General features: G+C 60.9%; 12 protein-coding genes. 8 read left to right on the top strand and 4 right to left on the bottom strand.

What is annotated here, in order from left to right:
- The first annotated feature begins 59 nt into the window (after nt 1-59).
- The gene (locus ACR0KX_RS02140) at nt 60-2,567 is read left to right on the top strand and encodes a GcvT family protein (RefSeq protein ID WP_480707794.1); all 2,508 of its coding nucleotides are present in this window, start codon (nt 60-62) and stop codon (nt 2,565-2,567) included.
- A 267-nt stretch (nt 2,568-2,834) separates the two neighbouring features.
- Here the strand turns inward: ACR0KX_RS02140 and ACR0KX_RS02145 are convergent, their stop codons facing one another.
- Both ACR0KX_RS02145 and ACR0KX_RS02150 read right to left on the bottom strand, forming a co-directional pair.
- Entirely contained in the window at nt 2,835-3,479 is a 645-nt protein-coding gene (locus ACR0KX_RS02145) for a DUF938 domain-containing protein (protein ID WP_170622320.1), read from the bottom strand.
- On the bottom strand, nt 3,476-4,549 hold the full coding sequence (locus ACR0KX_RS02150) for an FAD-dependent oxidoreductase (protein WP_170622321.1): 1,074 nt from the start codon (nt 4,547-4,549) through the stop codon (nt 3,476-3,478). Before ACR0KX_RS02150 ends, ACR0KX_RS02145 begins: the two co-directional genes overlap by 4 nt.
- 185 nt (nt 4,550-4,734) lie before the next feature.
- On the opposite strand from ACR0KX_RS02150, the gene ACR0KX_RS02155 reads away from it, so the two are divergent.
- Both ACR0KX_RS02155 and ACR0KX_RS02160 read left to right on the top strand, forming a co-directional pair.
- Nucleotides 4,735-5,133 carry a hypothetical protein gene (locus ACR0KX_RS02155; protein ID WP_170453124.1) on the top strand — a complete coding sequence of 133 codons (399 nt, stop codon included), beginning with the start codon at nt 4,735-4,737 and terminating at the stop codon, nt 5,131-5,133.
- A 3-nt stretch (nt 5,134-5,136) separates the two neighbouring features.
- Nucleotides 5,137-6,369: an HlyD family secretion protein gene (locus ACR0KX_RS02160; RefSeq protein WP_170622322.1), complete on the top strand. Its 1,233-nt coding sequence runs from the start codon at nt 5,137-5,139 to the stop codon at nt 6,367-6,369.
- Nucleotides 6,370-6,507: 138 nt separating this feature from the next.
- On the opposite strand, the gene ACR0KX_RS02165 is transcribed toward ACR0KX_RS02160, so the two are convergent.
- Nucleotides 6,508-7,677, bottom strand: coding sequence for an acyl-CoA dehydrogenase family protein (locus ACR0KX_RS02165; RefSeq protein WP_170622323.1), 1,170 nt, complete (start codon nt 7,675-7,677; stop codon nt 6,508-6,510).
- A gap of 24 nt (nt 7,678-7,701) precedes the next feature.
- Nucleotides 7,702-8,346: a TetR/AcrR family transcriptional regulator gene (locus tag ACR0KX_RS02170; protein WP_170622324.1), complete on the bottom strand. Its 645-nt coding sequence runs from the start codon at nt 8,344-8,346 to the stop codon at nt 7,702-7,704.
- A gap of 122 nt (nt 8,347-8,468) precedes the next feature.
- On the opposite strand from ACR0KX_RS02170, the gene ACR0KX_RS02175 reads away from it, so the two are divergent.
- The 5 genes from ACR0KX_RS02175 to ACR0KX_RS02195 are packed head-to-tail and all read left to right on the top strand — an operon-like array spanning nt 8,469 to nt 14,721.
- Complete coding sequence (locus ACR0KX_RS02175) at nt 8,469-10,028, top strand: acyl-CoA carboxylase subunit beta (RefSeq protein WP_480707795.1); 1,560 nt, start codon at nt 8,469-8,471, stop codon at nt 10,026-10,028.
- Nucleotides 10,028-10,840 (top strand): enoyl-CoA hydratase-related protein, encoded by an 813-nt coding sequence (locus tag ACR0KX_RS02180; protein ID WP_170622326.1) that lies wholly within the window; start codon nt 10,028-10,030, stop codon nt 10,838-10,840. The genes ACR0KX_RS02175 and ACR0KX_RS02180 overlap by 1 nt, the downstream gene beginning before the upstream one ends.
- The gene (locus ACR0KX_RS02185; protein ID WP_480707796.1) at nt 10,833-12,812 is read left to right on the top strand and encodes an acetyl/propionyl/methylcrotonyl-CoA carboxylase subunit alpha; all 1,980 of its coding nucleotides are present in this window, start codon (nt 10,833-10,835) and stop codon (nt 12,810-12,812) included. Before ACR0KX_RS02180 ends, ACR0KX_RS02185 begins: the two co-directional genes overlap by 8 nt.
- A complete protein-coding gene (locus ACR0KX_RS02190; protein WP_480707797.1) occupies nt 12,809-13,936 on the top strand; it encodes an NAD(P)H-dependent flavin oxidoreductase in 1,128 nt (375 codons plus the stop codon). The genes ACR0KX_RS02185 and ACR0KX_RS02190 overlap by 4 nt, the downstream gene beginning before the upstream one ends.
- Complete coding sequence (locus tag ACR0KX_RS02195; protein ID WP_170523153.1) at nt 13,936-14,721, top strand: TIGR03084 family metal-binding protein; 786 nt, start codon at nt 13,936-13,938, stop codon at nt 14,719-14,721. Before ACR0KX_RS02190 ends, ACR0KX_RS02195 begins: the two co-directional genes overlap by 1 nt.
- Nucleotides 14,722-14,746 lie beyond the last annotated feature (25 nt).

The raw sequence follows: 14,746 nt of genomic DNA on the forward strand, positions 1-14,746 counted from the left end.
GCCGCGCCCTGGATTTGCGCCATATGGGTGCAACTGAATTCAAGGGGAGACGCCCGGTTATGAAAACCCAAGTCAAAGCACTGGTTGTTGGCGGCGGCGCCGTCGGCACCTCGATTGCCTATCATCTGGCCAAAGCGGGCTGGGACGATGTGATGCTGATCGAACGGGATGAGCTGACCTCGGGCTCGACCTGGCACGCGGCGGGCCTGCTGCCGCTGTTCAACATGTCCTATGCGACGACCCACATCCACAAATACTCGGTCGATTTCTACAAGACGCTTGAGGAAGAGACCGGCCTGAACGCGGGCTTCGCCGTGGTGGGCAACCTGCGCATGGCGCAGACGCAGGAGCGTATGGATGAATACATGCTCTATGCCTCGACTGCCGAGACCTGCGATGTCGCCTATGAATGGCTGACGCCCGAGCAGATCAAGGACCGCTGGCCGCTGATCGAGACCAGCGACCTGAAGGGCGCGATTTATCACACTGAAGATGGCTATATTAACCCCGCCGACGTGACTCAGGCCATGGCCAAGGGTGCCCGTCAGCGCGGCGTGGACATCGTGCGCAAGATGCAGGCCGATGCCTTCCACTGGAACGGCACCCATTGGGAAGTCACCTGCACCAAGATGGTCGAAAAGGGCGGCAACCTCATCCCGTCGGATGAGCAGGTGGTGATCACCGCCGAGCATGTGGTGACCGCATCGGGCAACCACGCGCAGCGCACCGCCAAGATGCTGGGCATCAAGATGCCTGCGATCCCGGTCGAGCACACGTTCATCGTCATGGACAAAGACCCCGAACTGGTCAAATGGCGCGAAGCCGGCAACCCCGAACACCCCGTTGTCCGCGACGCCGACAACGAATCCTACGCGCGTGAGGAACGTGGCGGCTGGATTCTGGGCATCTACGAACATGGCGCGCCCGCTCAGTTCGAACATGGCGTGCCCGACAGTTTCCGCGCCGACCTGTTCCCGCTGGATCTGGACCGGATCGCCGATCAGTACATGGCCATGGCCGAGCGTGTGCCCTCCTGCGCCGAATCCGGTCTGAAAGACGATTTCAACGGCCCGATCTGCTACACCCCTGACGGCAACCCGCTGGTCGGACCGGCTCCGGGTCTGCGCAATATGTGGCTGGCCGAGGGCTTCAGCTTCGGTATCACCGCTGCAGGCGGCACCGGCTATTATCTGGCGCAGATGATGGTCGATGGCGAAGCCGAGATCGACATGGCCTCGCTGGACCCCAAGCGGTACTCGTCCAACTGGATGACCACAGAATTCGCAGCCCGAAAGAACGAGGAATGCTACGAACACGTCTACATCCTGCACCACCCGGATGAAGAGCGTGAAGCCTGCCGCCCGCTGCGCACCGTCCCTGCCTACGACCGCCAAAAGGCACGCGGCGCGCAATTCGGCTGGGTCAATGGCTGGGAACGTCCCAACTACTTCGGCCCGCTGGACGCGCCGGACAATTTCGACAAGGAAAGCCGCAGCTTCCGCCGCGGTGGCTGGTGGCAATATGCCGTCGAAGAAGCCAAGGCGATCCGCGAAGGCGTTGGCCTGATCGACGCGTCGGCCTTCACCAAGCATGTCGTGAAAGGCCCCGGTGCGACCCAGTTTCTGGATTGGTTCACCTGCAATAAGCTGCCCAAGGTCGGGCGCATCAACCTGACCTATGCGCTCACGTCGCATGGCACCACCCGCACCGAATACACCATCGTCCGCAATGGCGAGAACAACTACTACATCGTCTCTGCCGGTGCCTGGACCGAGTATGACGCCGACTATCTGCGCAAGGCGGCCGAGGACAAGATGGAGGAGTTCGGCTATATCGAAATCCAGGACGTGACCACCCAGTGGGGCGTCTTTGCCATCGCCGGACCCAAGTCGCGTGACGTTCTGAAAGAGGTCATCAAGGACACCGACCCGGACACCGCGCTGTCCAACAAGCGCTTCCCATGGCTGTCGGCGCGTCAGATCGAACTGGGTATGTGCCCGGTCAATGCGATCCGCGTGGCCTATACCGGCGAGTTGGGCTGGGAACTGCACCACCCGATCGAGATGCAGAACTACCTGTTCGATCTGCTGGAGAAAGCCGGTGAGAAACACGGCATGAAACTGGTCGGTGCGCGCGCCCAGAACTGGCTGCGACAAGAGAAATCCTATCGCGCCTTCGGCACTGAATTAGGTCGCGATGCGACCCCGCTTGAGGCCGACCTGCCGCGTTTTGTCGATCTGTCCAAGGATTTCCACGGCAAGGCCAAGCTGGAAGAGACCGGCGTGCGCGTGAAATGCTGCACGTTGCTGATCGACGGGCCGGACGATGCCGATCCGTGGGGCCGCGAGGCGCTTTACACGCCAGACGGTGAGCGCGTGGGCCGTCTGACCTCGGGTGGCTACTCGGTGGCGTTCGAAAAATCCATCGGTTTGGGATACGTGAAACCCGAACTGGCGGTCGAAGGCACCAAGCTGCAGGTCAAAATGCAGGACAAACTGTGGGATGCGGTTGTCACTTGCGACAGCCCGTATGACCCGAAAAACGAGGTCATCCGCAAGGACGGCTAATGGGTCGCAATAAATGGGCCGCCTGCGGCGCCCCATGCCTCCGGCGGAGGTATTTTTGAACAAGAGAAGCGGGGGCTGGTCACAAGATTCAGCCCCCCTGCTTTTGGCGAGGGGGGCCTTCTCCTGTTACGGTCATCGGCGCCTCCGCCTGTACCGCAAAAACACTGTCGCCGATCAGAGTTAACGATCCGTTACTTCTTCTGTTCAAAAATACCTCCGCCGGAGGCAAGCCTGCGACAGCAGGCTTTTTGAACAAGGCCGGCTGACTTATGCCGTGGCAATGAAGGCCAGATTGTTTGCGGGCATTTCAACGGTTTCGACGCGCTTCATCCCCTTGGCAAACAGCATTGATCGAATGTCGGCATCGTTTTTGTAACCAATTTCGGGGTCCTGCAGGACAAGCGCCTCATGAAACCGTTTATCTCCGTCACTGGTCAACAGCCCGTCCCGTTTGAACGGGCCGTACAGAATAAAGCGCCCACCGGGTGAGAGCTTTTTTGCGGTTTCCGACACCAGAGTTTCCGCCTCTTCCCAACTGATCAGGTGCAGCAGATTAATCAGCACGATCAGGTCCTTCGGCGCGAATTGCTTGCTCCAACCCGCTTGCGTTGCGTTCAGTTCCAAAGCCCGTGCGATGTTGGGGAGATTGAGTGCATATGCATCAATGCTGGCGCGGCGTTCGGGATCAATCTCTGTCGGCTGCCAGAACAGGTTGGGCAAACGCTCGGCAAAGGCGCAAACATGCTGGCCCGTGCCGCTGGCGATTTCGAGGGCGGAGCCGTCGGAGGGGGCCCACGCTTCCAAAAGGTCACTCAGAACGCCTGCGTTCCGGGTGGCGGCGGGCGCGACCAGTTTGCCGTTTTCCGCCGGGGTGGCGACGCTGGCATTTGGCGGAGGGATGCGCTTGCTCATCTGTTCAATCGGTCCGGGGTTAGCATGTCGATGATGGTTTGATCAAATATCGGAGTGTTTCCGACAACAAGATCTGCCAGAAACTGAGAAGCGGCTGGCGCGCTTTGGAACCCGTACCCGCCCTGACCAACGCACCAGATAAACGACCGTTCCAGCGGGTCGGGGCCCAACACCAACGTCCCATCTGGCGCAAAGCTGCGCAACCCGGCCCAGTTTGTCTCAATCCGCGTGACAGGTTCGGTCACCAAAGCCTCATACCGCGCCAAGCCTTCGGCCAGTACCATGTCGTCCGCATAGGCGTCATGCGGTGTAACCGGTGTTGCGTCGGCCGGAGATACCAGCAACTTGCCCGCATCCGGTTTAGCATACCAGCTTTCGTCTGTGCCCAGCATCATCGGCCAGCCCGAGACGTCGTGCCCTCCTGGGGCCGGGATTCGCGCCATGGAACGGCGGCGCGGGGTGATGCCGATGGGCTGAACGTCGGCCAGTTGTGCAATCTCATCCGCCCATGCGCCTGCCGCGTTGATCAGGTGGCGGGCGTCGAATACGTCTCCGGCCTCGACCCGCCAATGCGCCGATTTGTGAATGGCCGTCACCTTGTGCTTTGTCAGCACGGCCCCGCCATTTCTGCGAATGGTGCGCGAGAAATCCTGCATCAGGCGGTCCGTGTCGATGTCAAACGCGGCTTCGCTGAGTGCGGCATAGCCAACACCTGCGGGATCAAGAATTGGTATTCGGGAAACTGCATCTTCGACCGACACCCTGCTCATACCGAGACTGGTCAGATCAGCATTGAAGGCTTCACGCTGATCTTTGGCTGCGACCAACATCAGTCCGCGGGGTGTCAGGTAGCCTTCGTTCTCTGTATGCAGAAACTGGGCGCTGGCTTTGTTCAGCTCTACCACCGATGGCGGGCCGTAATTCTGCTCGAACAGGGCGGCCGATCGACCGGATGCATGATACCCCACGGCATCTTCTGCCTCAAACACGGTTACGGACCCGTGCTGTGACAGCCGGGCGCCTGCGCTCAGCCCCGCAATGCCGCCGCCGATGATGAGGAAATCAATCATATCATGTGCTTTCATTTAGGCAGCTACCCCAAAGGGTTTCAGGTTTCATATCGGTGTCTGAGGTCCCTGTTCGTCTCGACAGTCGGTCCGTGGACTATAAGCAAGCTTGAATTTGTGCTTCAACCCGGTCAAAGAAGTAGCAAAACAAACAGGAGGGTAAGGTGACCGCAGCAGAGCTTCATCCAATGGCCACCGGGCATATTCCCAGATACGTCGTCGCAGCTGACGGGAGCGATTACCTTTTCTCCGCCATGGTCGTTTTCTTTGTGGTGCTTGTGGTGCTGATCGGTGTTGGCTACCTGACACTTCATTCGGTTCCCGAGAAAATGGCGCATGAAAACAACCATCCGCAGTTCCAGTTGGTGGGAATTCTGGCGCTGTTGGCCCTGTTCACGCATAACGGAATTTTCTGGATTGCGGCCATTCTGGTTGCCGGGTTCCAGTTCCCGGATTTTGCGACGCCGATGAAGAACATTGCCGACGCTATTCGATCTTTGGGTCGGTCACCTGTGCCAGAGACGCTGCCCGAAGCGCCGCCCCCAGCCGCGCCGAGTGCGGACAAAACCGAAGCGCAGGAGCACTAAGTCATGATCGAGACGATGATCTGCGCCCTGATTACGGTGCTGCCCGACTATCTGTTCCGCCGCTTTGTCCAAGGTAAGCGGATCGGGCATGAGATTACGTTGTTCACCATGTGGTATGAATTGCGCTGGGGGCTGACCACCTGCGCCATTCTGGCCCTGACGGTCATCACCACGCTGTTCTATTTCCACCCGGCCAGCACAACCGCTGCGTCCTATTTCAGGACAGTCACCATCCTGCCGCAACTGGGTGGGCGCGTGTCCGAGGTCTATGTCCGCAACAACGAATTGGTGCAGGCGGGCCAGCCGATTTTCCGGATCGAAGACTTCACTCAGCAGGCGCAGGTTCAGGCCGCGCATGCGCAGGTTGCTCAGGTGCAGGCCTCGTTGAAAGTGGCCGAAACCGATCTGGCTGAAGCCGACGCCGGGATCGCCGGTGCCCGCGCCGCGCTGGATCAATCGCTTGAGGATCTGGAACGCAATACCACGCTGCGGGACGAAGGATCGAGCGCCGTTCGTCTGACCGAGATCGAGCGGTTGGAGAACCTGGTAGAGGAGCGCGAGGCGCAGGTTACGGCTGCGGAATCCCGGCGCGCGGCGGTGGTTCAGCAGATCGAAGAGTTGATCCCGGCCCAGTTGGCCAGCGCAAATGCGCAACTGGACGCCGCGCTGACCGAGTTGGACAAGACCGTGATCAACGCCGGAGTGACCGGCCGGGTCGAACAATTCGGGCTGCAAGTGGGGGATTACGTCAGTCCGCTTTTACGTCCTGCCGGTATTCTGGTGCCGTCGCATTCCGGGCATGACAGGTTTCAGGCTGCGTTCAACCAGCTTTCTGCACAAGTCATCAAACCCGGCATGATCGGAGAGCTGGGTTGCATGACCAAACCCTTTACCGTGATCCCGATGGTCGTGGTCGAAGTGCAGGACGTGATCCCCTCGGGCCAGATCCGCCCGTCGGATGAGTTGCGGGACGTGCAGACCAACAACAACCCCGGTTCTATTCTGGTGTATATGGAGCCACTGTATAAAGGCATGACCGACGACATTCCGCCGGGCAGTAACTGTCTGGCAAATGTCTACACCGACAACCACGAACGGCTAGAGCATGAATACCTTGGGTTTTGGGAAGGGGCCTTCCTGCATGTCGTCGACACCATCGGCGTGGTTCATGCTGCGGGATTGCGTCTGCGACTGATCCTGATGCCGGTGAACACTCTGGTCCTGACCGGCCATTGATCTGTCTTTGACCCCGGTCGTCAGACCGGGGTCGTATGCGGACCGGTAAAATTCCAGCACGCAAAGCGGTTTGAATTGATCTGTAGGCAGGCCGATGTGCTTCAGGTGACAGATGAAACTTTGAGGATGAATGCCCCGTCAAATCCCCAGTTGTGACGCTGCCAGATTGCGCAGCACCTCATCCGTGCCGCCGCCGATGGTCATCACCTTCACTTCGCGGTAAATCCGTTCCGAGGCCGTCCCCCGCATATATCCCGCACCGCCCAGAATCTGCACCGCCTCATCGGCGCAAAATTTCAGCGCGTCAGTTGCTGTTACCTTGGCCATCGAGGTGCGGGCGACGTGGATGTTCAAGGGGTCAGCGCCCTGCATGTAGCGCCAGATGATGTCATAGGTCAGGGTTCGGGCCGCATCGATCCGGGCCGCCATGTCGATCAGCTTGTGCTGAATGGCCTGACGCGCTGTCAGTGGTTTGCCGAAGGCGGTGCGTTGTCTGGCCCAGGCCAGGGCCTCGTCGTAGCAGACCTGCGCCATTGTGTAGGCATGCACCGCCAGGGCCAGTCTTTCATTGTTGAAGTTTAGCATGGCCGCCAGAAAGCCTTCGCCTTCCATACCCACCAGATTTTCAGCCGGAACGCGGCAGTTGTCGAAATGCAGATGCGCGGTGTCCGACGCCCACCAGCCCATCTTTTTCAGTTCTGTCCGGGTCAGCCCCGGCGTGTCGCCTTCGACAACCAGAAACGAGATGCCGGTCATGCTTTGATCGTCAGGATCTGTGCGCACAGCCACGGTCAGTTGATCGGCCTGCATGCCCGAGGTGATAAAGGTCTTTTCCCCGTTCACGATGTAATGGTCACCATCCCGGATCGCCGTGGTGCGCAGGGCGGCCACGTCCGATCCTCCGCCGGGCTCGGTTATGGCCAGCGCCGCGATGCGGTCGCCTGCGATCACCGGTTTCACGAACTTTTCAAGCAGTGCCGCGTTGCCGCTTTGCGCGATCGGAGGCAGCGCAATCGAAAAAGACCCCAGCGAGGCTGCAACGCCCCCCGCACCACAGCGCGCGATCTCTTCGGTGCCAACCACTTGCATGAACAGATCACCGTTCGCGCCCCCCAGATCTTCGGGGAAGGCGACGCCCTGAAATCCAACCTCGGCAGCTTTCTTGTACAGCTCGCGGGGAAGGCGACCGGCGTCTTCCCATGTGTCGATATTGGGCATGATCTCGGCCTCGACAAAGGCGCGCAGGCTGCTGCGGAAGGCCTGATGTTCTGCGCTGAAATGACGGTCGGGCCGCGTAATGTCGTACATGATGCTCTTTCCCCGGAACTGTGATCAGGTGCTTTTTCTGGACTGAACGAATTGCCAGACGATTTTTGAGAACTGGTCGATTTTGGATTGCAGGGCCATCGGGTCCGGCGCAAACCGCGCCTGAATCAACAGCCCGCGCAAATAGGTGCGGCAAAGATCCCAGACCGTCACCATCAATTCCGGATCATCGGGATAGGTGGCGCGCAGTTGCTGGTTCAAATCCGCGTCCCACTGCGCCAGCATATCGTTAAGCGCGAATTCCAGATTGGGGTCGGTGCGCGCAGCCACCATCAGTTCGACAAAGGCGCGCCCGGCCGAGGTGTTCACAACCCTTGACCACAGCAATTGCGCGATCTGCCCATAGTCCCCGGCGCTGTCCTGACCATGCGCGCGTCCGAAATAGCTGATCGCACCGGCGCGGGCGTTGTCCAACATCAGTTCCGCAGCGGCCACGATCATGTCGTGACGGGTTGGAAAGTGATAGTTCACCGATCCGCGCGACAGGCCTGACCGGCTTTGGATCGCGCTGAAACTGGTCTCGGCATAGCCAAGTTGGTCAAGGCATTCGATCACGGAATCCAGCACCGCGCGCCGTGTCGCAACGGCGCGATCCTGCTGGCGACGGGGCGATGTACCAGTTGCGTCAGACGAAGTCGCGTTGGTTTTCATGTTGACAGGCTGCTCTGGACTTGTGAAAAAAACAGGACGTCCTGTTTTATATGAGAGCCACAGTGCCATATCAATCATCAATTCAGACCAGCAGCGAAACTTTTCACGAAAATCAGGCGGCGATGCTGTCTCTGGTCGAAAAGCTGCGCGAGCTTGAGGCGCGGCCCGTGAAGCTGTCGGAACAGAAGCGCGAGCGGTTCGAAAAGCGCGGGCAGATTTTACCGCGCGAGCGTCTGGCCCGGCTGCTTGATCCCGGAATGCCGTTTCTGGCGCTGCACACCATTGCTGGGTATCTGATCGACAGTTCGAAAGAAGAGAAATCGGTGCCGGGGTCTTCGCTGATCGCGGGGATCGGATTTGTGAAGGGCGTGCGCTGCATCATCTGGGTGGATGACAGCGGCATCAAAGCTGGTGCGATGGGCGTCAAGGGGCTTGAGGCCGGGCTAAGCGTGCAGCGGTTGGCGCTGCGGCACAAGCTGCCCTTTGTTCATCTGGTCGAAAGCGCGGGGGCCGACCTGACCAATTACAAGGTCGAAATGTGGGCGCAGGGCGGCACAGCCTTTGCCAATCTGGCCCGGATGAGCGCGGCAGGCATTCCCACAATCGCAGTTCTGCACGGGGCCTCGACCGCGGGCGGGGCCTATATGCCCGGCTTGTCGGATTATGTGATCGGGGTGAAAAAGAACGGCATGGCGGCGCTGGCCGGGGCCGCCTTGGTCTATGCGGCCACCGGGGAAGAGGCGGACGAGAAAGAGCTCGGCTCGGCCGAGATGCACGCCTCGGTCAGCGGTCTGGTCGAGTATCTGGCCGAGGATGATGTGCAGGCGATTGCCATGGCCCGCGATGTGGTCGGCAAGCTTGACTGGAACAAGGGACAGTCCATGCCGCCGCGCCGCGCGTTTGAACCTCCGGTCTATGACCCGGCGGAACTGGCCGGGATTGTGCCTGCCGACCCCAAGGTGCCCTATGACGTGCGCGAAGTGGTGGCGCGTCTGGTCGACGGGTCTGAGTTTGAGGATTTCAAACCGGATTTCGGCCCGGCCACCGTCTGTATGCGCGCCTCGATCCACGGGTTTGCCTGCGGCATCATTGGCAATAATGGTCCGATTGATACGCAAGGGGCAAACAAGGCCACGCAGTTCTTCCAGCTTTGCGATCAGGCGGACATCCCGGTCATCTTCCTGAACAACACCACAGGTTACATGGTCGGCACCGCCTATGAACAAGCGGGCATGATCAAGCACGGCTCCAAGATGATTCAGGCAGTCACCAACATGCGGGTGCCCAAGATCACTATGTATATCGGGTCCAGCTTCGGGGCCGGGAATTACGGCATGGCCGGATGTGGCTTTGCGCCCGATTTTCTGTTTGCCTGGCCGAATTCGAAATCCGGTGTGATGGGGGGCGAACAGGCTGCCAAGACCATGGGTGTCGTGCAGGCCATGACCGCCAAGCGCAAGGGCATAGACGTGCCGAAAGAGGCGTTGGAGCAGCAAGGCAAGATCATCCGCCATATATTTGACGAACAATCCGACAGCTTCGTCACCTCGGGGCGTGTTCTGGACCATGGCATCATCGATCCGCGCGACAGCCGCAAGGTTCTGGCCATGTGTCTGGAAACGGTCGAGGAAGGCCGCAATCGCCGTCTCAAACCCAACGCATTTGGCGTGGGGCGGATGTGATGGACGGCGCTGCCTATAAGCATCTGGACCTTGAACAGCAGGGCGGGTGGCTGACGGTCTGGTTCAACGAACCGGCCCGTCGCAACCCGCTGACGTTCGAGCGGATCGATGAGTTGCTGGCCCTCTGCGCCAATTTGCTGGAACGCCGTGACATTCGCGGCGTGGTTCTGCGCGGTCGGGGCGGAGTGTTCTGCGCCGGAGGGGACCTGCGGGCGTTTCAATCCGCTTTCCAAGGAGCGGATGCGCGCGATGAGGTCATCGCGGCGTCGGTCCGTGGGGCTATGGTGTTCGATGCCATCGATCAGTTGCCGCAATTCGTGGTCATCGTGGTCGAAGGGGCCGCCATGGCCGGAGGTTTTGGCATGGTCTGCTGCGGTGATCTGGTGATCGCCGAGGAAAACGCCAAATTAGCCCTGACGGAGACCCGGATCGGCATCGTTGCCGCCCAGATCGCGCCCATGGTGCAGCGGCGGCTGGGGCGGCGTCAGACACGCCGTTTGATGCTGTCTGCTGCCACTCTGACCGGCCAGCAAGCCGTTGAGGTTGGGTTGGTCGATCAGTTGGTCAGCGGCGCAGACGGGATTGATGCGGCCTTGACCGACATTCGGGCGCAGATCACCCATGTATCCCCCAATGCTCTGGCGGTGACCAAGGCGCTGTTGCGCGACATGGAAAGCCTGCCACGACAGGACCAGATTGCCCGCGCCGCCGACGACTTCACCGGGTGCCTGCTGTCGCCCGAAGGGATCGAAGGCGTCACCAGCTTTATGCAGAAACGAAATCCGAAATGGGCCGAGGCCGAAGATGTTTGACACAATTCTGATTGCCAACCGGGGTGAGATCGCCTGCCGCGTCATCGACACCGCTCGGCGGCTGGGCCTGCGGACGGTCGCGGTTTACTCGGACGCGGATCGCGACGCGCGCCATGTGAAACTGGCGGACGATGCGGTTCATATCGGTGGCTCGGCCCCGGCGGACAGCTATCTGCGCGGCGATGCCATCATTGCCGCCGCACAACAGGCGGGCGCACAGGCGATCCATCCGGGCTATGGCTTTCTGTCCGAGAATGAGGCGTTTGCCGCCGCCGTTGGCGCGGCGGGGTTGGCCTTTATTGGCGCACCGGCCAGCGCAATCGCCGCGATGGGCAACAAGGCAGCCGCAAAACGGCTGATGATAGCGGCCGGGGTTCCCTGCGTGCCGGGTTATGAGGGCGAGGATCAATCCGACGCCGCGTTGACCGAGGCCGCCGCCAAAATCGGATTCCCGCTGATGATCAAGGCCGCTGCCGGTGGCGGCGGGCGCGGGATGCGGATCGTGCGTGGTGCCGACGATCTGGCCGCAGGATTGCAACTGGCCCGGTCCGAGGCGGAAAATGCCTTTGGGTTCGGCGAATTGATTCTGGAAAAAGCCGTCATCGCACCGCGCCATGTCGAGGTTCAGGTCTTTGCTGACGATCACGGCACAACCCTGCATCTGGGCGAACGCGATTGCTCGGTCCAGCGCCGTCACCAGAAGGTTCTGGAAGAAGCGCCATGCCCGGTGATGACGCCCGAACTGCGCAAGGAGATGACCGACGCGGCAATCGCCGCCGCCCGAGCGGTGGACTATCGCGGCGCGGGTACGGTGGAATTCCTTCTGGACGCCTCGGGTGCGTTCTACTTCCTGGAAATGAACACGCGGTTGCAGGTCGAACACCCGGTGACCGAGGCCATCACCGGCCTCGATCTGGTCGAGTTGCAGATCATCGTGGCGCAGGGCCTGCCCCTGCCGTTGACGCAAGCGGATGTACGGCTGGACGGGCACGCCATCGAGGCGCGGCTATATGCCGAAGACCCCGGCGCCGATTTCGCGCCCGCGACTGGCCCGATTGCCCTGTGGCAAACACCCGACGGCGAAGGGATGCGCACCGATACCGGCATCGAAACGGGGGGTGAGGTCTCGCCCTTTTACGATTCGATGCTGGCAAAGGTGATCGGCTTCGGCCCCAACCGCGACGTGGCGCGTCGTCGTCTGGTCGCCGGGCTGAAGGAAACCGCGCTGTTGGGTCTGACCACCAATCGCGGCTTTCTGATCGACGCGTTGAACCAGCCCGGTTTCGCCGACGGGTCGGCCACCACGGCCTTTATCGCCGAGACCTATCCCGATGGCGTCGACCCGGTTCAGGCCCGGCCCGCCGATTTCGCGTTGACCGCCGTTCTGATCCATTGTCAGGACCGCGACCGCCTGTTTGCGCGATCCACCGTTGTCAGCGAAGAACTGCTGGACTGGCACAGCGTTGCGCCGCTGCCGAACATGGTCACACTGATCCACGGCGAGGCCGAGGCCAAGGTCTCTGTCTCGCCGGTTGGCGATCATTTCGACGTCCGTTGCGGCGATGACAGCTTTGTCGTGACGGTTCAGGCCATGGGCGACACCAGCGCAACCCTGACGCTGGACGGGCGGCGCGTTACCGTCAGCTTCAACCGCTGGGGCAATGGCCAATTCGGTCTGCGCCGCGACACCGTTGACCTTACCTTCACGATTTTCGATCCGTTGGCCGCGTCAGGCGACGATGCGGGCGGCAGCCGGATCGTGGCTCCGATGCCGGGGGTTGTGGTCTCGATCAACGTCGCGCCGGGTGATGAGATCGAAAAGGGCCAGACGCTGGCCGTCCTCGAAGCGATGAAGATGCAGCACCAGATCACGGCCACGCGCGACGGACAGGTCCGCGAGGTTGTCACCCAGGCCGGTGCGCAGCTGACCGCTGGCGCGCTGATGATCGCGTTGGAGGAAGACACGCCGTGAATTCCGATCTGTGCAAAAATATGGGGCTGGAGTTCCCGCTGTTTGCTTTCAGCCACTGCCGGGATGTGGTCGCTGCGGTGTCGCGGGCAGGTGGGATGGGTGTGTTCGGCGCGGTGATGTACACGCCCGAGCAGTTGCGGCAGGAACTGGAATGGATTGACGCCAACGTCGATGGCAAACCTTATGGCGTGGACCTGATCGTGCCGAACAACCTTGCGGCCTCTGGCGCCGGGCTTGACCCCGACCAATTGTTGGCCGCGTTGCCCGCCGAGCAGAAACAACTGGCCGAACAAGTTTTGCAAAGCCATGGCATCGACACGTCCGGGATTGACGAGGATCGGATCAGGTTCCTGGATTTCGCCCGCAACATGGATGCAGAAGGCGCGCAGGCTATGCTTGAGGTTGCGTTCTCGTTCCCTATCAAGCTGATCGCAAACGCTTTGGGTGAGCCGCCGAAGATCATGATCGACATGGCGCATGAGCGGGGCGTTCCGGTGGCCGCTCTGGTCGGGGCAAAGAAACACGCCGAACGGCAGATTGCCGCCGGGGTGGATATTCTTGTGGCTGCGGGCGGCGAAGCGGGTGGTCATTGCGGTGAGGTTTCAACCATGGTGCTGACGCCCGAGATCGTCTCGGTCGCGCAGGGCAGGCCGGTTTTGGCGGCGGGCGGTATTGCCACCGGTCGGCAGATGGCGGGCGCGATGGCGATGGGGGCCGCGGGCGCGTGGTGCGGTTCGGTTTGGCTGACAACTGCCGAAGGGGAACCGGCGCAGCCGATCAAGGACAAGATGCTGGCGGCCACGTCCTCGGACACTGTGCGCAGCAGGTCGCGTACCGGTAAGGTGTCCCGACAGTTGAAATCGGCCTGGACAGATGCGTGGGAGGACAGCGAAGTTTCCCCCCTGCCGATGCCGTTCCAGACCATCGTCAGTGAGCCGGCATTGCATCTGACCGAAAAACTGGCCTCAGCCGGGCATCAGGGTGCGACCGAACTGGCGACTTATTGGGTCGGACAGGCGGTTGGATTGATGAATGAAACAACCTCGGCCGGGCAGGTCGTTCAGGATTTCAAAGCCGATTTTCTGGACGCCGTTGACCGGCTCAATACTCTGTTGGAGACATAATGGAACAGGTCACTGCCTTTCTGGAGGAAAGCGAAGCATTGGCTGCCGTAATCGAGGCGCAGTGCAACGGACGTTGGGATGCGCCCACCCAGTTCAAGGGGTGGACGGTGAATGATGTGTTGGTGCATCTGCATTTCTGGAACCGGGCTGCCGATCTGTCGCTGACCTCGGCGGATGCGTTCAATGCGATGCTGGGTGAAAGCCTGCCCAAAATCCAGACACTCGGGTTTCGGGCCATGGAAAACGCCGCCATCCCGGAACGGGGCGAGGCGCTGCTGACCCTCTGGCGGGATTACTTCCGCGATATGGCCACCCGCTGGCAGGGTGTGGATCCCAAAACGCGACTGCCCTGGGTGGGACCGTCGATGTCGGCGCGTTCGTCCATCAGCGCGCGCCAGATGGAGACCTGGGCCCATGGGCACGAGGTCTTTGACCTGTTCGGCGCGGAACGCGCCGAGAGCGACCGGATCAAGAACATCGTCATTCTGGGCGTCAACACATTCGGGTTTTCGTTCCAACTGCGCGGGAAAGAGGTGCCGCCTGCGATGCCTGCCGTCGAACTGACTGCGCCCTCGGGCGAGGTCTGGCAATTTGGCGACGCATCGGTGGGGCAGATCAGCGGTTCGGCCCTTGGGTTTGCGCAGGCGGTGACGCAGACGCGCAGCTATGTGGACACCGATCTGACCGTTTCGGGTGATCTGGCGCGGGAATGGATGGAAAACGCCCAGTGCTTTGCTGGCCCGCCTGAAACCACGCCGCCGCCCGGATCGCGGTTCCGGCAATAAACAGTCCTGACTCCGGAAAGGACGA

Source organism: Ruegeria sp. BG5, from assembly GCF_056538425.1.